At 64.5% G+C, this 20,478-nt stretch carries 20 protein-coding genes; 8 read left to right on the top strand and 12 right to left on the bottom strand.

What is annotated here, in order from left to right:
• Positions 1–11 precede the first annotated feature (11 nt).
• On the bottom strand, positions 12–365 hold the full coding sequence (locus tag ABE485_RS02995) for a c-type cytochrome (protein ID WP_346513333.1): 354 nt from the start codon (positions 363–365) through the stop codon (positions 12–14).
• 175 nt (positions 366–540) lie between these two features.
• On the opposite strand from ABE485_RS02995, the gene ABE485_RS02990 reads away from it, so the two are divergent.
• Entirely contained in the window at positions 541–1,422 is an 882-nt protein-coding gene (locus ABE485_RS02990) for an AAA family ATPase (RefSeq protein WP_346513332.1), read from the top strand.
• A gap of 25 nt (positions 1,423–1,447) precedes the next feature.
• Positions 1,448–2,620, top strand: a complete 1,173-nt coding sequence (locus ABE485_RS02985; RefSeq protein ID WP_346513331.1) for a vWA domain-containing protein — start codon at positions 1,448–1,450, stop codon at positions 2,618–2,620.
• 43 nt (positions 2,621–2,663) lie between these two features.
• On the opposite strand, the gene ABE485_RS02980 is transcribed toward ABE485_RS02985, so the two are convergent.
• The 3 genes from ABE485_RS02980 to ABE485_RS02970 all read right to left on the bottom strand — a co-directional run bounded on the left by ABE485_RS02980 (position 2,664) and on the right by ABE485_RS02970 (position 4,564).
• Positions 2,664–3,221, bottom strand: a complete 558-nt coding sequence (locus ABE485_RS02980; RefSeq protein ID WP_346513329.1) for a GNAT family N-acetyltransferase — start codon at positions 3,219–3,221, stop codon at positions 2,664–2,666.
• 113 nt (positions 3,222–3,334) lie between these two features.
• Positions 3,335–3,715 carry a hypothetical protein gene (locus tag ABE485_RS02975; protein WP_346513327.1) on the bottom strand — a complete coding sequence of 127 codons (381 nt, stop codon included), beginning with the start codon at positions 3,713–3,715 and terminating at the stop codon, positions 3,335–3,337.
• A gap of 249 nt (positions 3,716–3,964) precedes the next feature.
• Complete coding sequence (locus ABE485_RS02970) at positions 3,965–4,564, bottom strand: GNAT family N-acetyltransferase (protein ID WP_346513326.1); 600 nt, start codon at positions 4,562–4,564, stop codon at positions 3,965–3,967.
• 128 nt (positions 4,565–4,692) lie between these two features.
• On the opposite strand from ABE485_RS02970, the gene ABE485_RS02965 reads away from it, so the two are divergent.
• A complete protein-coding gene (locus tag ABE485_RS02965; RefSeq protein ID WP_346513324.1) occupies positions 4,693–7,449 on the top strand; it encodes a M16 family metallopeptidase in 2,757 nt (918 codons plus the stop codon).
• Positions 7,450–7,735: 286 nt separating this feature from the next.
• Positions 7,736–8,125, top strand: coding sequence for a DUF4148 domain-containing protein (locus tag ABE485_RS02960; RefSeq protein ID WP_346513322.1), 390 nt, complete (start codon positions 7,736–7,738; stop codon positions 8,123–8,125).
• A gap of 854 nt (positions 8,126–8,979) precedes the next feature.
• Here the strand turns inward: ABE485_RS02960 and dnaJ are convergent.
• The 7 genes from dnaJ to hrcA all read right to left on the bottom strand — a co-directional run bounded on the left by dnaJ (position 8,980) and on the right by hrcA (position 15,710).
• Positions 8,980–10,110 (bottom strand): molecular chaperone DnaJ, encoded by a 1,131-nt coding sequence (gene dnaJ / locus ABE485_RS02955; RefSeq protein WP_346513320.1) that lies wholly within the window; start codon positions 10,108–10,110, stop codon positions 8,980–8,982.
• Between the two features lie 110 nt (positions 10,111–10,220).
• Positions 10,221–12,146, bottom strand: coding sequence for a molecular chaperone DnaK (dnaK, locus tag ABE485_RS02950; RefSeq protein ID WP_346513318.1), 1,926 nt, complete (start codon positions 12,144–12,146; stop codon positions 10,221–10,223).
• A gap of 83 nt (positions 12,147–12,229) precedes the next feature.
• On the bottom strand, positions 12,230–12,631 hold the full coding sequence (locus ABE485_RS02945; protein WP_346513316.1) for a thioredoxin family protein: 402 nt from the start codon (positions 12,629–12,631) through the stop codon (positions 12,230–12,232).
• Positions 12,632–12,645: 14 nt separating this feature from the next.
• On the bottom strand, positions 12,646–13,203 hold the full coding sequence (gene grpE / locus ABE485_RS02940) for a nucleotide exchange factor GrpE (protein WP_346513314.1): 558 nt from the start codon (positions 13,201–13,203) through the stop codon (positions 12,646–12,648).
• A 116-nt stretch (positions 13,204–13,319) separates the two neighbouring features.
• Positions 13,320–13,556: a hypothetical protein gene (locus tag ABE485_RS02935; RefSeq protein ID WP_008158785.1), complete on the bottom strand. Its 237-nt coding sequence runs from the start codon at positions 13,554–13,556 to the stop codon at positions 13,320–13,322.
• Positions 13,557–13,568: 12 nt separating this feature from the next.
• Positions 13,569–14,660, bottom strand: coding sequence for a ferrochelatase (gene hemH / locus ABE485_RS02930; RefSeq protein ID WP_346513312.1), 1,092 nt, complete (start codon positions 14,658–14,660; stop codon positions 13,569–13,571).
• Between the two features lie 45 nt (positions 14,661–14,705).
• The gene (gene hrcA, locus ABE485_RS02925) at positions 14,706–15,710 is read right to left on the bottom strand and encodes a heat-inducible transcriptional repressor HrcA (RefSeq protein ID WP_346513310.1); all 1,005 of its coding nucleotides are present in this window, start codon (positions 15,708–15,710) and stop codon (positions 14,706–14,708) included.
• 140 nt (positions 15,711–15,850) lie between these two features.
• Here hrcA and ABE485_RS02920 point away from each other — a divergent pair, with 140 nt between their 5' ends.
• Complete coding sequence (locus ABE485_RS02920) at positions 15,851–16,750, top strand: NAD kinase (RefSeq protein ID WP_346513308.1); 900 nt, start codon at positions 15,851–15,853, stop codon at positions 16,748–16,750.
• Between the two features lie 13 nt (positions 16,751–16,763).
• The gene (gene recN / locus ABE485_RS02915; protein ID WP_346513306.1) at positions 16,764–18,425 is read left to right on the top strand and encodes a DNA repair protein RecN; all 1,662 of its coding nucleotides are present in this window, start codon (positions 16,764–16,766) and stop codon (positions 18,423–18,425) included.
• A 121-nt stretch (positions 18,426–18,546) separates the two neighbouring features.
• Here recN and fur read toward each other — a convergent pair whose 3' ends face one another.
• Complete coding sequence (fur, locus tag ABE485_RS02910) at positions 18,547–18,966, bottom strand: ferric iron uptake transcriptional regulator (protein ID WP_346513652.1); 420 nt, start codon at positions 18,964–18,966, stop codon at positions 18,547–18,549.
• A gap of 153 nt (positions 18,967–19,119) precedes the next feature.
• On the opposite strand from fur, the gene ABE485_RS02905 reads away from it, so the two are divergent.
• Both ABE485_RS02905 and dapB read left to right on the top strand, forming a co-directional pair.
• Positions 19,120–19,656 (top strand): outer membrane protein assembly factor BamE, encoded by a 537-nt coding sequence (locus ABE485_RS02905; RefSeq protein ID WP_346513304.1) that lies wholly within the window; start codon positions 19,120–19,122, stop codon positions 19,654–19,656.
• A gap of 14 nt (positions 19,657–19,670) precedes the next feature.
• Positions 19,671–20,462 carry a 4-hydroxy-tetrahydrodipicolinate reductase gene (gene dapB / locus ABE485_RS02900; RefSeq protein WP_346513302.1) on the top strand — a complete coding sequence of 264 codons (792 nt, stop codon included), beginning with the start codon at positions 19,671–19,673 and terminating at the stop codon, positions 20,460–20,462.
• The last annotated feature ends 16 nt before the right edge of the window (positions 20,463–20,478 follow it).

Genomic DNA, 20,478 nt, shown 5'->3' with positions numbered 1-20,478 from the left:
GTTTTGCCCCCTTATTTGAGATTCGAGTAGTACGCGGCCAGGTCGGCGATGTCCTGGTCGGACAGGCTGCCTGCAATGGCATCCATCGTGGGATGGCTGCGCGCGCCTTTTTTGTACTCGTTGAGGGCGGTTTCGATGTATTTGGCGTTCTGGCCGGCAATCATCGGGACGTGGTAGAGCTCGGGAAATGTCGCCTTGTAGCCCTCGATGCCGTGGCAACCGATGCACATGGAGACCTTGTCGCGGGCATTCTGGATATTACCGACCGGCGCTGCGTCCGCAGCAACAGCCTGGCCGGCGATCGCACAGGATGCCATGGTGGCCAACACGGAAACCGTGTACTTCAGAGAGGTTCGCAACTTCATTGGAATGACTCTTCTTGGTATGGCTAAGGACTAGGGCCTGCTCACACGAAAAGGCCCTCGGCAAACACGTTGCGGGTGGAACCCAAAGCAAAACCGCCTGATTGTACGATAATTGCTCAGGATTAATACCTTGCGTTAGTGTTGATCCCCATCAAACCACAGAAGCCATCAGACCATGCCCGCAGCCCAGACCGCCTCTTCCGCCAAGCCAGTCCGCTTCGATGGCACCGACAGCTACGTCGCCACCGATGACCTCAAGCTCGCCGTCAATGCCGCGCTGACCTTGCAGCGCCCGCTCCTGATCAAGGGCGAACCCGGCACCGGCAAGACGATGCTGGCGGAAGAAGTGGCCCGCGCGCTGGGCCGGCCGCTGCTGCAATGGCACATCAAATCCACGACCAAGGCGCACCAGGGCCTGTACGAATACGACGCGGTGTCGCGCCTGCGCGACTCGCAGCTGGGCGACGAAAAGGTCCGCGACATCCGCAACTACATCGTGCAGGGCACGCTGTGGCAGGCATTCCAGTCGCATGAACCGGTGGTGCTGCTGATCGACGAGATCGACAAGGCCGACATCGAATTCCCCAACGACCTGCTGCGCGAACTGGACCGCATGGAATTCCATGTCTATGAAACGCGCGAGACCATCGCCGCGCGCCACCGTCCGCTGGTCATCATCACGTCCAACAACGAAAAAGACCTGCCCGACGCTTTCCTGCGCCGCTGCTTCTTCCACTACATCCGCTTCCCGGACCGCGAAACGATGCGCGACATCGTGGCGGTCCATTACCCGGACCTGAAGCAGGACGTGCTGGGCGCCGCGCTGGACACGTTCTTCTCGCTGCGCGACGCCCCCGGCCTGAAGAAAAAGCCGTCCACCTCGGAACTGCTGGACTGGCTGCGCCTGCTGCTGGCCGAAGACGCCACGGCCGCGCAGATCGACGCGCACACGGCAACCGCGGTGCCGCTGATGGCCGGCGCGCTGCTCAAGAACGAGCAGGACGTGCACCTGCTGGAACGCCTGGCGGCCATGACGCGCGGCGGCCAGCGCCGCTGATCCGGCATCCACGGGCGGCTCGCACATGCTGATCGACTTCTTCTATCACCTCAGGGCGCACAAGCTGCCCGTCTCGGTCAAGGAATACCTGACCCTGGTGGACGCCTTGCGCCAGGATCTGATGTCGCCCACCCTGGACGAGTTCTACTTCCTGGCGCGCGCCACGCTGGTCAAGGACGAATCCCTCTACGACCGCTACGACAAGGCCTTCGGCGCCTACTACAAGGGCATCGAGGCCGCGCTGCCCGCGGGCAAGGACATTCCGCTGGACTGGCTGATCAAGCAGTTCGAGAAAAGCCTGTCGCCCGAGGAAAAGGCCGCCATCGAAAAGCACGGCTGGGACAAGCTCATGGAGCTCTTCAAAGAGCGCCTGGACGAACAGAAGGAACGCCACGCGGGCGGCAGCAAGTGGATCGGCACCGGGGGCACCTCGCCCTTCGGCAACGGCGGCTACCATCCCGAAGGCATCCGCGTGGGCGGCGCGTCGGCCGGCAACCGCACCGCGGTCAAGGTGTGGGACATGCGCCAGTTCAAGGACTACGACGACCAGGTCGAACTGGGCACGCGCAATTTCAAGGTGGCGCTGCGCCGGCTGCGGCGCTTCGCGCGCCAGGGCGCGGAACTGGAACTGGATCTGGACGACACGATCGCCAGCACCGCGCGCAATGCCGGCCACCTGGACCTGCGCATGGTTCCCGAACGCCACAACACGGTCAAGGTGCTGATGCTGCTGGACGTGGGCGGCAGCATGGACGACCACATCGGCCGGGTCGAAGAACTGTTCTCGGCGGCCCGCAGCGAATTCCGCAACCTGGAAGTCTATTACTTCCACAACTGCCCCTACGAAAGCCTGTGGCAAAGCAACCGCCGCCGCCAGAGCGAACGTTTCGACACCTGGGACGTGCTGCGCAAGTACAACCCGGACTGGCGCCTGATCATCGTCGGCGACGCCACGATGAGCCCCTACGAGATCCTTCAGCCGGGAGGTTCCGTGGAGCACTACAACAAGGAACCGGGCGCCGAATGGATGCGTCGGCTGCTCGACGCCTGGCCCAAGTCGGTGTGGCTCAACCCAGAGCCCACGGCCTCGTGGCAATACCGCCAGTCCATCGCGCTGATGCGCGACATCATGCAGGACCGCATGTATCCCGTGACCGTCGCGGGCCTGGAACAGGCCATGCGGATACTGTCCAAGTAGGACGGTGCGCGGCGTCCTGCTCCAGGCGCCGCGCCGGCCCGGGTCAGCCGTCTACCGGGTTTTCAGGCGTGTCCAGCGTCAGCTGATAGAACGCCAAATCCAGCCAGCGCCCGAACTTGAAGCCCGCCTCGCGGATCGTGCCCGCGTGCTGGAATCCCAGCTTCTCGTGCAGGCGGATGCTGCCCTGGTTGGTGGCGTCGATCCCGCCGATCACCACATGCACGCCATTGGCCCGCGCCCGGCCTATCAGTTCGCACATCAGGGCTTCGCCCAGCCCGCGGCCGCGAAAACGCGCATCGACATACACTGAATGCTCGACCGAATACTTGTAGGCCGGCCAGGCGCGGAAGGTGCCGTAGCTGGCGAACGCCATCAGTTCGCCCGCTTCGTTTTCCAGGCCCACCACCGGAAAGCCGCCCTGCTGCTTGGCCTGGAACCACCCCTGCATCGCTTCGCGGGGCCGCGGCTTGTAGTCGTACAGCGCGGTGGACGTGGCGATGGCATCGTTGAAGATGGCCAGTATCTGGTCCGCATGGCGGTCATGCGTGCATTCGACCAGGGTGGCTCCTTGCGGAGCGCGGAATTCCGGATGCGTTTTCATGGCGGGATTTTAGCCAGCGCGGCGGACCCGCCGGCGGCTCATGGACAAAAAAGTGGACAAAAAAAACCGGCGAGGCCGCCGGTTCAGTGAGGTGTTGCCGCTTCTGGCCACTCTCAGGCGGCGCGGCTCTCCACAGATCGGTGGGCGCTGTTCGTCATGTTGCGCAAGCCCGGGCACTGGCGCCAGGACAGTTCGTCCGCGTCCATGTCCAGGTCGAATAGATCATGGGCGGCGGGCCACGGATGGGCGCGCGCCGTGGCGCCCTCCATCTCAAGCACGTGGCCGGCGAATCCGCGGGGCGATCCCCCGCACTCCGCGAAATACCTCTGCGTGTTCAAGTCCACCACATACGTGGTCATGTCATGGGTCAGTATGGCCACGAATTGGCCGTCATCACTGGCATAAGCGTACTGAAAGTGTCCTTTGATGCCATCGCCGCTAAGGGCGCTGCCTGTCAATTGGGACAAAGCACGCGTGACGATCTCGGTCAGCATGGGTCGTTCCTCCGTAAGATGCGCAGGCAGGATGCCGGCGGCGAAGGCGCGAACGACAAGCACCGGCGCCGCGCGTCGGGCGGCGTCTGGCGTTGGACGGGAAGCCGGTAGGCGGCTGTCGCGCATCCCGTCGACAACAGCTACTACGTCCTCAAAAGCTTACACCCGCGAACGGCCCAACCTCAAATCGGCCACGTTCTTACAGGGTATTGCAATGCAACATCCCCGAATGCCGGGCCTTTCCGCGCCTTATGCGGCGGCCACCACCGCGCCGTCAACGTTTCCGTCACCGTTTCTTTGCCTATGCCAGCAGTCCCGGCCCATGCGGTACAGCACATGCGCGCGCAGCGGACTTCCCGGCGGTACGGCGGGATGATCGAACAGATCGGGGTCGGGTTTCATGCCCAGCCTGTCCATCACCGCGCGGGAACGCAGGTTGCCCGCGACCGTGAACGCCACGATCTCGTCCAGGCCGACCTGGTCGAAACCGACCCGCAAGGCCGCCTCGGCGGCCTCGCTGGCATATCCCCTGCCCCAGAAGGGCCGCGCGAGGCGCCAGCCGATCTCGACGCCCGGCGCGAAGGGCAGGATGGGCGCCAGCGGCTTGATGCCCACGAAACCGATGAAGGGCGCCACGCCGGGCGCTTCCACCGCCCAGAAACCCCAGCCATGCTCATCGATGCCGGCCGCCAGCCGGTCGGCCAGCGCATCGCTTTCCGGGGCTGCCAGGGGCAGCAGGTATTCGGTCACTTGCGGATCGCCATTGAGCGCCGCGAAAGGCTCGCGGTCGGCCGCCCGCCATTGCCGCAGCACCAGGCGCGGCGTTTCGACTTCCACGGTCAGGGACATATCAACTTCCTTTGCCTTGCGGCCGGCGCTGGGCGCCCGCCACGGGCACAGGCCCCGGCACGGGCGCCTGAACCATTGCCAACGTATACACTCCAACGGATTCTGCCATGCCAAAGGAATAGTCCGCCATGCGCTTGTCCCTGTCGAAGCTGCCGCGCCCGCTGAGCGTGCTGCTGTTTTCCTCCTTCCTGGCCTTCCAGGCCGGAGCCGCCACCCTGCCGGCGGGCGTCACGGAGGCCGCCTCGATCGAAGGCATCACCGAGTACCGCCTGGCCAACGGCCTGCGGGTGCTGCTGGTCCCCGATGAATCCAAGCCTTCCACCACGGTCAACATGACGTACCTGGTGGGCTCGCGCAATGAAAACTACGGCCAGACAGGCATGGCGCACCTGCTGGAGCACATGCTGTTCAAGGGCACGTCCACCACCCGCAACGCCATGGGCGAGTTCTCGCGCCGCGGCCTGCAGGCCAATGGTTCGACCTCCAGCGACCGCACCAATTATTTCGCCAGCTTCGCGGCCAACCCCGAGACCCTGAAGTGGTACCTGGGCTGGCAGGCCGACGCCATGGTCAATTCCCTGATCGCCAAGGAAGACCTGGATTCGGAAATGACCGTGGTCCGCAATGAAATGGAAAGCGGCGAGAACAGCCCTTTCCGCATCCTGATGCAGAAGATGCAGGCGGCGGCCTTCCAATGGCACAGCTACGGCAAGAACACGATCGGCGCGCGTTCCGACGTCGAGAACGTGGACATCGGCCAATTGCGCGCCTTCTACCATGAGTACTACCAGCCCGACAACGCGGTGCTGATCGTGGCGGGCAAGTTCGATCCGCAAGCGACGCTGGCGGACATCGAGGCCACGCTGGGCAAGCTGCCCAGGCCCGACCGCAAGCTGCCGCCCGAATACACGGTGGAGCCCGCGCAGGACGGCGAGCGCTCGGTCACGCTGCGCCGTGCCGGCGGCACGCCGCTGGTCGCGGCGATGTACCACATCCCGGCCGCGGGCAGCCCTGATTTCGTGCCCTTTGACCTGGCGACGACCATCCTGGCCGACACCCCGTCCGGTCGCCTCTACCATGCGCTGGTTCCCACCAAGCTGGCCTCGGGGGTGTTCGGGTTCACCATGGAAAACCTGGACCCGGGCCTGGCGATGTTCGCGGCGCAGCTGACGCCCGGCAAGAGCCTGGACGCCGCCATGAAGGCGCTGACCGGCACGCTGGAATCGCTGGGCAAGAAGCCTTTCACCCAGCAGGAGCTGGATCGTGCGCGCAGCAAGTGGCTGACGGCCTGGGAGCAGACCTACAGCGATCCCGAGCAGGTCGGCGTCGCGCTGTCCGAAGCCATCGCCGCCGGCGACTGGCGCCTGTTCTTCCTGCAGCGCGACCGGGCCCGCCAGGCCTCCCTGGCCGAGGTGCAGAAGGCCGCGACGACCTATCTGGTGCAAAGCAACCGCATCGAGGGCCGCTACATTCCGACCGAAAAGCCGGTGCGGGCGCCGCAGACGCAGCGCGTGGACCTGACGGCGGTCTTCAAGGACTACAAGGGCGATCCGGACTTCAAGGCCGCGTCGGCGTTTGATCCCACGCCCGAGAACATCGACAAGCTCACGCAGCGCAAGACGCTTGACCTGCCCAACGGCCAGGTCAAGCTGGCGCTGCTGCCCAAGGCCACCCGCGGCAGCCGCGTGCAGGCGCAGATGCTGATCCAGTTCGGCAACGAAAAGGATCTGCTCGGCCAGCGCGTGAACTCCAGCGCGGCCGCCGATCTGCTGCTGCGCGGCACGGCCAAGCTCTCGCGCCAGGACATCCAGGACCGCCTGGACAAGCTGCAGGCCGAGCTGGGCTTCAGCGGCGGCGGCACGACGCTCAAGGTCGCCATGTCGACCAAGGGCGAGAATCTGCCCGAACTGACGGCCCTGGCGCTGGAGATCATCCGGAACGCCAGCTTCCCGCAGGACCAGCTCGAGGAGTACCAGCGCCAGCTTGAAACCTCGATCCAGAACGCAATGACCGAACCGTCGGCGCTTGCGGGACGGGCCCTGGCCCGCCACGACAATCCGTGGCCCGCCGACGATCTGCGCTATGTGCCTACCTTCGAGGAGTCGCTGGCTGGCGTGCGTGCGCTGAACCGCGAGGCCCTGGCGAAGTTCCATTCCCGCTTCTATGGCGCGGGCAACATCGAGTTCGCCGCCGTCGGCGATTTCGAGCCGAAAGCCGTGGAAAAGGCGATTTCCACGGGCCTTGCCGGATGGAAGAAGGCGCCGGCGTACACCCGCGTGCCCAACCCGTACCGCGACGTCCCCGCGAAGCAGTTCGATATCGCTACGCCGGACAAGGCCAATGCGTTCTTCCTGTCTCGCCTGCCGCTGAAGCTGCAGGACACGGACGCCGATTACGCGGCGCTGTACCTGGGCAATTATCTGTTCGGCGCTTCCGAGACGTCGCGCCTGTGGAACCGGGTGCGCGAGACCGAGGGCCTGTCCTACAACGTGCGCAGTTCGCTGTCGGTGTCGTCGTTCGAACCCGCGGCAACCTGGAGCATGTACGCGATCTACGCGCCGCAGAACCGCGAACGGCTTGAAAAGGCGATCAACGAGGAACTGGCGCGCGTGCTCAAGGATGGTTTCTCTGAGAAGGAGATCTCGGAAGGCATCACGGCGCTGCTCAATTACCGCAATCTGGCGCGGGCGCAGGACGACGTGCTGGCAAGCACGTGGCTGGACTATCTGCAGCGCGGCCGCACGTTCGAATGGTCGGCCGAGATGGACAAGAAGATCTCGGCGCTGACGCCGGAGACGGTCAATACCGCCCTGCGCAAGTATTTGCGTCCGGACGGGTTCAGCACGGCGCTGGCGGGCGATTTCAAGAAGAAAGACGCGCCCTGAGGGCTTCCTTCCTCAGCCAAAAACCCCTGCCTCGGCAGGGGTTTTTTTGCATAAAGCGTTTTGATTTGCCGGCCGCTTCGGGTGATGTAGGCATCAACCATGCCATTTATGTGGCTAATTTTTTGAAATTTTCTGATTACTCGGTTATTTGGAAAGATGTTTTCATGGAATACGGGTTTATCCCAGGTGGGACGAAGCGCACAATTCAGTCATCGGGAACAGCAAACGAACCACGACGGAGGGCCGCCGGATTCGGTCCCCATTAATACGAATTGGAGGTCTCATCATGAAAACCCTAGCCACTACCCTGTTTCTATCCCTGGCTCTGGCCGGCGTCGGCGCTCAAGCCGCCGGTGTGGAACAAGCCAAGAGCAGCGCCCAGGTCGCGACTGAACTGCAGCAAGCCAAGGCGAGCGGCCAGTACACCTTCGGCGAGCTGGACTATCCGCCCGCCCTGCCCCAGACGACCAGCCTGAGCTCGCAGGAAGTGCAAGCGCAGCTGCAGCAAGCCAAGGTCAGCGGTCAGTACACGTTCGGCGAACTGCAATATCCGCCCGTGTCTGCGGCGACCGGCAGCGCGAAGACGCGCGCCGATGTCCAAGCTGAACTGGCGCAAGCGAAGGCCAGCGGCCAATACACGTTCGGCGAGCTCGAATACCCGCCGATCACCCGGTGAGCTGCTTGCTGTAGCCCGGCCGGCCTCGGGCGGCATCATGGCCTGAGGTCGGTTTTTTCTGGCGACAGCGGCGGTTGAAGTCGCAGTGGAAGTTGAAGTTGTAGTTGTAGTTGAGGTAGCAGTTGAAGTTGCTGTAATGCAGTTGAAGTTGACGTTGAAGTTGATTTAAGTGAAGTTGCAGTAGCAGTAGCAGTGAAACCGCGGCGAGAGCCGCGGTTTTTTTTGGTCGGTCGGATTCTGTGGGCCGTCCGGGTTCTTTAGCCGCCTGGCGCGGCGGCGGCCCCCGGCACGCGGGGCAACGATTGCGGACCGGAGCGTTCGCTCCGGACTACCCCATCGTCATCTTCGTCAGCCTTCGGCTTCCTTCAGATTCCCTCGGGCTTATCGACGCCCCGCGTGCCGGGGGCCGCCGCCGCGCCAGGCTCAGGTTGTTGATTCGCCTCGGGCGCTGGAGCGGGCGGTTTTCTGGCGTTCTTTGCGCCGGCTTGGAAGAGAGGAAGATGTTGCGGGGCCCGCGCTGCGCCGGCCGCGCGGGCGGCCTTGCAGCGCATACGTGGTGTCTTGCGTCGACGAGTGACGCTGCGCGCTGGTGGGGGGGCGCTGCTGGGCATATTTGTGCACGGCACAGCATTTGTGTGTGCGTCTGTGCATCTGCGGGCACGGTGCGGCGTTTACGTGCGCATCGCGGCATCCGAGTGCGCGGCGCGGCACTTACGTACGCCGCGGCGCCTCTGCGTACGTGGCGAGGCTCGTGCATATGCGGCCGCGCACCAGCCTTCGAAGGACGACCTATCGCTGGCGAAATCAAAAAAAAGCCGCGACTCTCGTCGCGGCTTCTTGCCTGCTCAGGCGATTCAGCTGAAGAATTCCTTCACGCGGTCCGTCCACGACTTGCTTTGCGGCGAGTGGCGATCACCACCGTCGTTCAGCGACGCTTCGAACTGGCGCAGGATGTTCTTCTGGTCGTCGCTCAGACGCACCGGGGTTTCGACCACGACGTGGCAGTAGAGGTCGCCCGGGTAGCTGCCGCGCACGCCGCGGATGCCCTTGCCGCGCAGGCGGAAGGTCTTGCCGGACTGCGTGCCTTCCGGGATGGAGATCTCGGCCTTGCCGCCCAGCGTCGGCACCTGGAGCTCGCCGCCCAATGCCGCCGTGGTGAACGGAATGGTCAGTTCGCAGTGCAGGTCGTCGCTGTCGCGCTGGAAGATCTTGTGCTGCTTGATGTGGATTTCCACGTACAAGTCGCCCGGAGGGCCGCCGTTGATGCCCGGCTCGCCGTTGCCGCTGGAGCGGATGCGCATGCCGTCGTCAATGCCGGCCGGAATCTTGACCTGCAGGGTTTTGTTGCGGCGGATGCGGCCCACGCCGTCGCAGGCCGGGCACGGGTCGGTGATTTCCTTGCCGTTGCCATGGCAGGTCGGGCAAGTCTGCTGCACGCTGAAGAAACCTTGCTGCATGCGCACTGCCCCCGAGCCGCCGCAGGTGCGGCAGGTCTTGGGCGAGGTGCCGGCCTTGGCGCCGGAGCCGTGGCAGGTGTCGCAGTTTTCCCAGCTGGGCACGCGGATCTCGGTATCGAAACCGGCAGCGGCCTGCTCGAGGGTGATTTCCAGCGCGTATTTCAGGTCGGCGCCGCGGTAGACCTGCGGGCCACCGCCGCGACGGCCGCCGCCACCGCCTCCGAAGATTTCGCCGAAGATGTCGCCGAACGCGTCGGCAAAGCCGCCGCCCATGCCCCCGCCGCCCATGCCGGCGGAGTTGGGATCGACGCCGGCGTGGCCGTAGCGGTCATACGCGGCGCGCTTCTGATCATCGCCCAGGACCTCGTAGGCTTCCTTGGCTTCCTTGAACTTCTCTTCGGCTTCTTTGCTGTCCGGATTGCGGTCCGGGTGATACTTCATGGCCAGCTTTCGATAGGCCTTTTTGAGGTCGTCGTCCGAGGCATTCTTTGCCACGCCAAGGACGTCGTAATAGTCGCGTTTTGCCATGATCCGTGGGCTCAAAAATCGAGCCTTCTTTTCAGTGCTACAGAATGAGTTCGCCCGGTAGGCGGATTTCTCCGGCTACCGGGCGGCAGAGGCAGGTCAGCGCCCGGCCATTATTGGTCGCGCTTGACTTCCTTGAAGTCGGCGTCGACGACATTGTCGTCCACCGGCTTCGCGTTGTCGGCTGCCTGTTGCTGGCCGGCGGCTTGCTGCGCCTGCATGTCGGCGTACATCTTTTCGCCGAGCTTTTGCGATGCCGTGGACAAGGCTTCCACCTTGGCGTCGATCGCGGCCTTGTCGCCTTCCTTCAGCGTGTCTTCCAGGTCCTTGATGGCGGCTTCGATGCTTTCCTTTTCAGAGGCTTCGAGCTTGTCGCCATACTCGGTCAGCGACTTGCGGGTGGCGTGCACCAGCGCGTCGGCCTGGTTGCGCGACTGAGCCAGTTCGGCAACGCGGTGATCTTCCTCGGCGTTGGCCTCGGCATCCTTGACCATGCGCTGGATCTCGTCTTCCGACAGACCCGAGTTGGCCTTGATGGTGATCTTGTTTTCCTTGCCGGTGCCCTTGTCCTTGGCGGACACGTGCAGAATGCCGTTGGCGTCGATGTCGAACGTGACTTCGATCTGCGGCATGCCGCGCGGCGACGGCGGGATCCCTTCGAGGTTGAACTCGCCCAGGGCCTTGTTGCCCGCAGCGATTTCGCGCTCGCCCTGGAACACCTTGATCGTCACGGCCGGCTGGTTGTCGTCGGCGGTGGAGAACGTCTGCGAGAACCGGGTCGGGATCGTGGTGTTCTTCTGGATCATCTTGGTCATGACGCCGCCCAGGGTTTCGATACCCAGCGACAGAGGCGTCACGTCCAGCAGCAGCACGTCCTTGCGGTCGCCCGACAGCACGGAGCCCTGGATGGCGGCGCCAGCGGCGACGGCTTCATCGGGGTTCACGTCCTTGCGCGGATCCTTGCCGAAGAATTCCTTCACCTTTTCCTGGACCTTGGGCATGCGGGTCATGCCGCCGACCAGGATCACGTCGTCGATGTCGGAAACCTTGACGCCGGCGTCCTTGATGGCGACGCGGCAGGGTTCGATCGTGCGTTCGATCAGTTCCTCGACCAGCGCTTCCAGCTTGGCGCGCGTGATCTTCAGGTTCAGGTGCTTCGGACCCGAGGCGTCCGCCGTGATGTACGGCAGGTTGATTTCGGTCTGCTGCGCGGAGGACAGCTCGATCTTGGCCTTTTCGGCAGCTTCCTTCAGGCGCTGCAGGGCCAGCACGTCCTTGGACAGATCAACGCCTTGTTCCTTCTTGAACTCGGAGATGATGTAGTCGATGATGCGCTGGTCGAAGTCTTCGCCGCCCAGGAAGGTGTCGCCGTTGGTCGACAGCACTTCGAACTGCTTTTCGCCGTCAACATCGGCGATTTCGATGATGGACACGTCGAACGTGCCGCCGCCCAGGTCATAGACGGCGATCTTGCGGTCGCCCTTTTCGGTCTTGTCCAGGCCGAACGCCAGCGCCGCGGCGGTGGGTTCGTTGATGATGCGCTTGACTTCCAGACCGGCGATGCGGCCGGCGTCCTTGGTGGCCTGGCGCTGGCTGTCGTTGAAGTAGGCGGGCACGGTGATGACGGCCTCGGTCACTTCTTCGCCCAGGTAGTCCTCGGCGGTCTTCTTCATCTTGCGCAGCACGTCGGCCGACACTTGGGGAGGCGCCATCTTCTTGCCGCGCACTTCCACCCAGGCGTCGCCGTTGTCGGCCTTGACGATCGCGTAGGGCATCAGGTTGATGTCCTTCTGCACCGCCTTTTCTTCGAACTTGCGGCCGATCAGGCGCTTCACCGCGTACAGGGTGTTGCGCGGGTTGGTCACGGCCTGGCGCTTGGCGGGCGCGCCCACCAGGGTTTCGCCGTCATCCATGTAGGCAACGATGGAGGGAGTGGTGCGAGCGCCTTCCGCGTTTTCGATGATCTTGACCTGCCCGCCGTCCATGACAGCCACGCAGCTGTTGGTCGTGCCCAGGTCAATGCCAATAATCTTGCTCATGGTGGGTTACCTTGATTATTAAATCTATGAAAATTGGGGAAAACTTCTTGTCCCCACCTAACTGGGGCTGCCCGCAGGGTTTTTCAAGACGCCTGGCCGGAATTTTCCGCGGCGCCCTGCAGGCGCTGGATTGCCGCCGTGAACTGGGGCAATCCGGGCCAGCCGGTGATGCGGCCAAGCCGCTTTCCGGAACGGTACAGCACAAAAGTGGGGACGCCATGAAGCGAAAACCGCCGGCCCAGGGGTTCGTCGGCATAGACATCGGCCTCGAACCACGTCAGGCCCAGCCCAAGCAGGGTTTCGCGGTGCAGCAGCGCCGCCTGCTTGAAAAGATTGCAGTTATAGCAATCCTGGCCCCACAGGAATACGCAACGCAGGTCCGATCCCGGCGCCTGGACCACGGCAGCGTCGAATCCCGCGGTGTCGACATGGCTCATGCCGAACACCTGGAAAACCTGCGCCGGATCGAAACGGGGATCGGTCATGGCCTTGCGAACCGTCAGCCTTGGCCGGCCGACACCACCACGAGGGCCGGACGCAGGGTCCGGTCGGCGATGGCATAACCCTTTTGCAGCAGCTGCACCACGGTGTTGGCGGGCTGCGGGTTGGGAATGGACGAAATGGCCTGGTGCAGGTGCGGATCGAACTTGTCGCCCTGCGCCGGCGCGATTTCCTTGAGCAGATTGCGCTCGAAGGCGGCGGCCAGCTGCTTGAGGGTGACTTCGACGCCTTCGCGCAGCGTTTCAACGGTCTGGTCAGGCTGGGCCAGCGCGGCCTCCAGGCTGTCCTTGACCGGAACCAGGCTTTCGGCGAACGACTCGATGCCGAACTTGCGCGCCTTGGATACTTCTTCCTGGGCGCGGCGGCGCACGTTCTCGGCCTCGGCCTTGACGCGCAGCAGTTGGTCGTGCTGCTCGTTGACGGTAGCCTGGGCGGCGTCCAGCTGGGCGCGCAACTCGGTCAGCTCGGCCTGCTCGGCGTCCTGGGCGGCGGGGGCCGCGTCAGCGCTTTGGCCGACTTCGGGCGTCTGATCTGCAGGCTCGTGGGGTGCCGTCATGGGGAATCCTCCAAAAAGAATGGCTTTCGCAGACATGAATGGGGGCCAATACCCCTATTTCAAGCCCGGGTAAGCGAAATATTCCCGCATGGCGACGGCCGGGCGGCCGGCCCGGCCTATTTCTTGTGCGGCTGCGCCGGGGCCACGGGGTCGCTGGCCGGGAAACTCTCTTTCAGGGCGCGGTCCACCCGCTTGTCGTCCGCATCGGGGTCGGACTGAATGGCGATGGGGTCGCTGGCCGGAAAGGTGTCGGCCAGGGCTTCGTCCAGCTCATGCTCGACGTGGTCCTCGTCGACCGGGGTGCTTACCTTGCCCTTCTTGACCGTTTTTCCAGTCTTGGGATCATGGTGCATGCGCCTTCTCCTTCAAGTCCGTGGTGGCTGGGTCCATCCCTGCAAGTGGCGTTCCACCAGGCTGGCCAGCCCCGAGATCCAGGCCGGATCGTCATTGATGGCCGGTATGTAACGAAACTGCTTGCCGCCCGCCCCGATGAAGGCGTCGCGGCATTCCAGGCTGATTTCTTCCAGGGTTTCCAGACAGTCTGCCACAAATCCCGGGCACACCACATCGACCTCGGTTGTTCCGGAGGCCGCCAGCGCCTTGAGGGTGGGCTCGGTGTAGGGCTCCAGCCAGCGGGCCGTGCCGAACCGGCTCTGGAAGGTCACTTCGATCTGGTCGCGAGGCAGGGACAGGCGCTGCGTCAGGAGCCGTGCGGTCTCCATGCAGTCCCGGTAGTAGGGGTCGCCCAGTTCGATCGAATAGCGCGGCAGGCCGTGAAAGCTCATGACCAGCTTCTGGGGCTTGCCATGCTCCAGCCAATACCGCTCGATGCGCCCGGCCAGCGCGTCCAGGTAAGCGGGTTCCTCGTGAAAGCGCTTGATGAAGCGCATTTCGGGCTGGTCGCGCAGCCGTCCCATGTGGCGGGTGACCGCATCCACCACCGTGGCGGTGGTGCTGGCGGCGTACTGGGGATACAGCGGCACCGTCAGGATGCGCTCGCAGCCTTGCGCGCGCAGTTTCGTTATGGCATCGGGAATGGAGGGGTTGCCATAGCGCATGCCCAGCTCCACGACGACATCCTGGCCGGCGGCCTGCAGGGCGGCGCGCACGCCATCGGCCTGGCGCTGGCTGTAGACCATCAGGGGGGAGCCCTCTTTCATCCAGACGCCGGCATAGCGCGGCTCCAGCCGCTTCGGCCGCCGCCTCAGCACCATCCCGTGCAGGATGGGCTTCCAGAGATAGCGCGGGATTTCGATGACGCGGGGGTCGGACAGGAATTCGCCCAGGTACTTGCGAATGTCCTTGGGCGACGGGGTGTCCGGCGTACCCAGGTTCACCAGCAACACGCCCACCTTGCCGGGCGCGCGCGGCGGCGGGTCTTCGTTGAAAGGGTCGTCTTGCGCGGTTTCAGGCAGATAGCGTTCAGGCCAGAGATACTTGAACAGGCGAAGAAACACAAAAACTCCCCTTCCTCCGCAAGGAGGATGTAGCTTTGAATGGGACTACTGATTGTGGCTGAGCGCGTTGGACAACAACCGCGCCGTGATGTCCACGATGGGAATGACACGCTCGTAGGCCATGCGGGTCGGACCGATGACGCCCAGCGTGCCGACCACCTTGCCATCGACGCCGTAGGGCGCGGTGATGACGGAGACTTCTTCCATCGGCACCAGCTGCGAATCGCCGCCGATGTAGATCTGCACGCCCTGCGCCCGGCTGGACACGTCCAGCAATTGCAGCAGGTCGGTTTTTTTCTCGAACAGCGAGAACATCTTTCGCAGGCGGTCCATGTCGGACGCGATGTCCGTTACGTCCAGCAGCTTGCGTTCGCCGGAAATGACCACGGCGTCGCCGTCTTCGGCGGCCTCCGCGCTGGCCTCGACGGCCGCCTGCATCAGGCGCGAGATGTCTTCGCGCAGCTGGGCCAGTTCGGTGGACAGCGTCTGCCGGACCGCATTGAAGGACTTGCCGGCGAAGTGCATGTTGAAGAAATTGCCGGCTTCCAGCAATTCGGCTTCGGCGTAGTCGCGCTGAACGAAGAGAATGCGGTTCTGGACATCGCCGTCGGGGGTGACGATGATCAGCAGGACCCGCTTGTCGGACAGGCGGATGAATTCGATCTGGCGGAACACCTGCGCGCGCTTGGGCGTGAGCACCACGCCCGCGAACTGGGTCAGGTTGGACAGCAGCGCCGCGGCCGCGTTGACCGCGCGGGTGGGTTCGGCGGCCGAGAGCATCTCGCCCATGTTGTGCGGCTGCAGCTGATAGGACTGCACCGCCAGCAGGGAATCGACGAACATGCGGTATCCCCGCGGCGTGGGAATCCGGCCGGCGGAAGTATGCGGGCTATGGATCAGCCCCAGCTCTTCCAGGTCCGCCATGACGTTGCGGATGGTGGCCGGAGACAAATCAAAGACTTTCGATAGCGTCCGCGAGCCGACTGGCTGCCCATCGGCGATGTAGCGTTCTATCAACGCTTTCAGTAATGCGCGTGCGCGGTCATCCATAGCGAGTATTTTAGGGAATCTTTTCCGATTAAGGCGATTTTTGTCCCGCAAGCCAATATACGGCCCCATATAATCGGCTAAACAGGCCATTCCCGGCCTGTCCGGCATTACGGTTCCGCCCTTTTCATTCGTACGCAGCCATGCATTTTCCTACAGTCGCCCTGATCGGCAGATACCAGGACACGGGCCTGGACACACCGCTGAGAGCACTTGCGCACGCATTGACGCAGGCGGGCCGGCATGTGCTCATCGATGCCGACACGGCGCGCAATACCGGGCTGACCGAATACCCCATCGCCACCCTCGAAGAAATCGGCAAGACCGCTTCGCTGGCGGTCGTGATGGGCGGCGACGGCACCGTGCTGGGCGCCAGCCGCCACCTGGCGCCTTACGGCATGCCGCTGGTGGGCATCAACCACGGACGCCTCGGCTTCATCACCGACATCGCGCTGCAGGACGCGCATGGCGCGCTCGCGCGCGTGCTGGAGGGCAGCTTCCAGATCGAAGAACGCATGCTGCTGGAAGGCAGCGTGTGGCGCGGCGACCAGAAAATGTATTCCGCGTCGGCCCTGAACGATGTGGTGCTGAACCGCGCGGGACGCGGCGGCATGATCGAAGTCCGGGTCGAACTGGACGGCGCCTTCATGTACACCCAGCGCGCCGACGGCCTGATCATCGCCACCCCGACCGGCTCCACCGCCTATGCGCTCTCGGCAAACGGCCCCATCCTGCACCCCGGCATGAACGCCATGGTGCTGGTGCCCGTGGCGCCGCAAACGCTGTCCAACCGCCCCATCGTCATTCCCGACTCGGGCGTGCTGAACATGACGCTCACGGCCATGGGCCGCGTCGAGGTCGGCGCCAGCGTGCACTTCGACATGCAGACCTGGTCGGACCTGCAGCCGGGCGATCGCATCGTCGTGCAGCGCGCCCCCTATACCATCCGCTTCGTGCATCCCGAAGGCTACAGCTTCTTTTCCACCCTGCGCCGCAAGCTGCACTGGAACCTGATGCCCGAAGCCTCCGACAACGTAGAGTAGTAAGCGCCCCGACATGCTGCGCACCCTGCACATCCGCGATTTCGTCATCGTCGAACAGACCGAGATCCATTTCGGCCCTGGCTTCACCGTCTTTTCCGGCGAGACCGGCGCGGGCAAATCCATCCTGGTGGATGCGCTGGCGCTGACGCTGGGCGAGCGCGGCGACGCCAGCATGCTGCGCGAAGGCGCGCCCCGCGCCGACATCACGGCGGTCTTCGACACGCCCAAGTCGCTGCACGCCTGGCTGGCCGAACGCGAGATCGACGCCGAAGAAGAACTGTCGCTGCGGCGCGTCATCGACGCGCAGGGCCGCAGCCGCGCCTACATCAACGGCACGCCCGCCACCGTGGCCCAATTGCGTGAACTGGGCGACAGCCTGGTCGACATCCACGGCCAGCATGCGCACCAGAGCCTGATGCGGCCCGACGCCCAGCGCGACCTCCTGGACGCCCATGGCGGCCACGGCGACCTGCGCCACGCGGTTGGCCAGGCCTGGAAGCAATGGCGCGCGCTGGCCCGCCAGCTCGAGTCCGCCGAAAAGGACGCCGAAAGCCTGGCCGCCGAACGCGAACGCCTGCAATGGCGGGTCGAGGAACTGGACCACCTGGGCCTGGGCCCGGACGAATGGGAAGCGCTGCAGACCGAGCACACGCGCCTGTCGCATTCGCAGTCGCTGCTGGACGGCGCCTCGCAGATCCTGGAAGCGCTGGACGGCGAAGGCGATTCCGCGCACCACCGCGTCACCGCCGCCAACCAGCGCATCCAGCAGATGCTGCGACACGATCCGGGCCTGAAAGGCGTGTTCGACGAACTGGAGTCCGCACGCATCGCCATCAGCGAAGCCGTGTCGGATCTGAACAACTACGTCAGCCGCGTCGACCTGGACCCCAAGCGCCTGGCCGACGTGGAAGCGCGGCTGGGCCTGGTCTTCGAGACGGCCCGCAAGTTCCGCACCGAACCCGACGCGCTGTGCGAACTGCGCGAATCCCTGCACGCCGAGCTGGCCGCGCTGCAAGCCGCCGGCGATATCGACGCGCTGCGCGCCCAGACGGCCGCGGCGCAGGCGCAGTACGATGCGGCCGCCGCCAAACTGACGACCGCCCGCCGCAAGATCGCCAAAGACCTCGGCAAGCAGGTCACGCTGGCCATGCAGACGCTGGCCATGCAGGGCGGCCGGTTCGAGCCCACGCTTGCCGCGTCGGCGCCCTCCGCGCACGGCAACGAGCAGGTCGAATTCCTGGTGGCCGGCCACGCCGGCACCACGCCCCGCCCGTTGGCAAAGGTGGCGTCGGGCGGCGAACTGTCGCGCATTTCGCTGGCACTGTCCGTCATCGCCAGCCGCGCGGCGCGCGTGCCCACCCTGATCTTCGACGAAGTCGACAGCGGCGTGGGCGGCGCGGTCGCCGAAGCCGTGGGCAAGCTGCTGCGCGAACTGGGCGAACGCCATCAGGTGCTGTGCGTCACCCACCTGCCGCAGGTCGCCGCCTGCGCCAACAGCCAGTTCCTGGTCAGCAAGGCGGAATCCCGCGGCACGACGCGCTCCAGCATCGAAGAACTGGATGCCGGCGCCCGCGTCGAGGAAATCGCCCGCATGCTGGGCGGCATGAAACTCACCGCCACGACGCGCGAGCATGCCCGCGAGATGCTGGAAGGGTTTGGCCAGCCGGCCTCCTAGGCCGCCACCGCTGCCCTCTCCGCGACGCCCGCAAACAAAAAGCCCCTTCCAATAGAAGGGGCTTTTGACTTCACCTGGGCCGCGGCACGCGGGCCACGGCGCGTGACGCCCGCCGCAGGACTTAGCGGCCCTTCATGCAGCTGCCGCAGATGCCGTACAGCACCATCGCGTGGCTTTCCAGCGCGAAGGCATTGTCCTTGGCGATCTTCTGCTGCCGCTTTTCGATCTCGGGGTCCGAGAATTCGACGACTTTGCCGCAATTGGTGCAGATGAGGTGATCGTGGTGATCGCCGTCATTGAGCTCAAACACGGCCTTGCCGCTGTCGAACTGGCTGCGCGCAAGAATACCGGCCTGCTCGAACTGGGTCAGGACCCGATAAACCGTCGCCAGGCCGATTTCGACGTTTTCGCCGATCAGGGCACGGTAGACGTCTTCAGCGCTCAGGTGGCGTTCACCCGATTTGCGGAAAATATCAAGAATCTTCAGGCGAGGGAAAGTCGCCTTCAAACCCATGTTTTTCAGTTCGCTTTGGTCGCTCATGGTGTAATCGCTCTCCGTCCGCGTTGGCATGGGCAAGGACAGGGTCACCGCGAGCCGGCTCACCGAATCCATGCCGCCACGCGGAACTATCCTTATGAAACCTTTATGATAACGGTTTTGCTTGCTTCCAAATAATAGGGGCGCGTAGTGTCCATGATTGCACGTATTCCCTCCCGCTCTCTGAAGACCGGTTTGGCCATCGCCGCCCTGGCCGTCGCTCTGGCGGGCTGCACCTCCAACAAGTGGGGCTTCCCGTACAAAGCCCCGGTTCAGCAGGGCAACTGGATCACCCAGGAACAGGTTGCGCTGCTGCAGCCCGGCATGACCCGCGAACAGGTGCGCTTTGCCTTGGGCAGCCCGACGCTGACCAGCGTGCTGCACGCCAACCGCTGGGATTATCCGTATTACTTCAAGCCCGGCTACGGCGAGGCGCAGGAACGCAAGTTCACGGTCTGGTTCGAAAACGACCGGCTGGTGCGCTGGGAAGGGGACAAACAGCCCGACCTGCAGCCTTACCAGCTCAACACGCCCGATTCCGTCGCTGACGAAAAGGCCGACCAGCGCCTGAACCAGGACGAAGCCCGGCTGAAGGAAGAGCAGGACCAGCAGAAGCGCGACGCCGACGCCCCCGTCAGCCCGCTCAATCAATACCCCGGCCAGCCCGGCAACACGCCCGAACCGCTGCGCTGAAACAAGGATCTTTTATGCGTATTGCTATTGCCGGCGCCAACGGCCGCATGGGCCAGATGCTGATCGAGGCCGTCCTGAAGTCCGACGGCCTGCAACTGGCCGCGGCCCTGAGCATCAAGGGCTCCGACGCGCTGGGCCGCGATGCCGGCGCCCACCTGGGCAAGCAGACCGGCGTGATCATCACGGATGACCTGGACGCGCTGGCCGGCGCCGACTGCCTGATCGACTTCACCCGCCCCGAAGGCACGCTGGAACATCTGAAGGCCTGCGTGAAGCACGGCGTGAAGGCCGTCATCGGCACCACGGGCTTCGGCGACAACGGCCGCGCCGCGATCGAAGTGGCCGCGCAGAAAATCGCCATCGTGTTCGCGCCGAACATGAGCGTGGGCGTCAACGCCACGCTCAAGCTGCTGGACATGGCCGCCCGCATCCTGAACGCCGGGTACGACGTCGAAGTCTTCGAAGCGCACCACCGCAACAAGGTGGACGCGCCCTCGGGCACGGCCCTGAAGATGGGCGAGACCATCGCCTCCGCCTGGGAAGTCGCCCTGCCCGACGTCGCCACCTGGAGCCGCCACGGCGACACCGGCGTGCGCAAGCCCGGCACCATCGGCTTCTCCGTGCTGCGCGGCGGCGACATCGTGGGCGACCACACCGTCTCGTTCTGCGGCATCGGCGAGCGCATCGAGATCACCCACCGTTCGTCCAGCCGGGCCACCTACGCGGAAGGCGCGTTGCGCGCGGCGCGGTTCCTCGACGGCAAGAACAACGGGCTTTACGACATGCAGTCGGTGCTGGGGCTCTGATACCTGCCGCGCAACA

This window comes from Achromobacter spanius, assembly GCF_039673305.1.
Taxonomy (GTDB): Bacteria; Pseudomonadota; Gammaproteobacteria; order Burkholderiales; family Burkholderiaceae_B; genus Achromobacter; species Achromobacter spanius_F.
The sequence above is the reverse complement of the archived record's forward strand: the minus strand, read 5'-3'. Positions and strand labels throughout refer to the sequence as shown.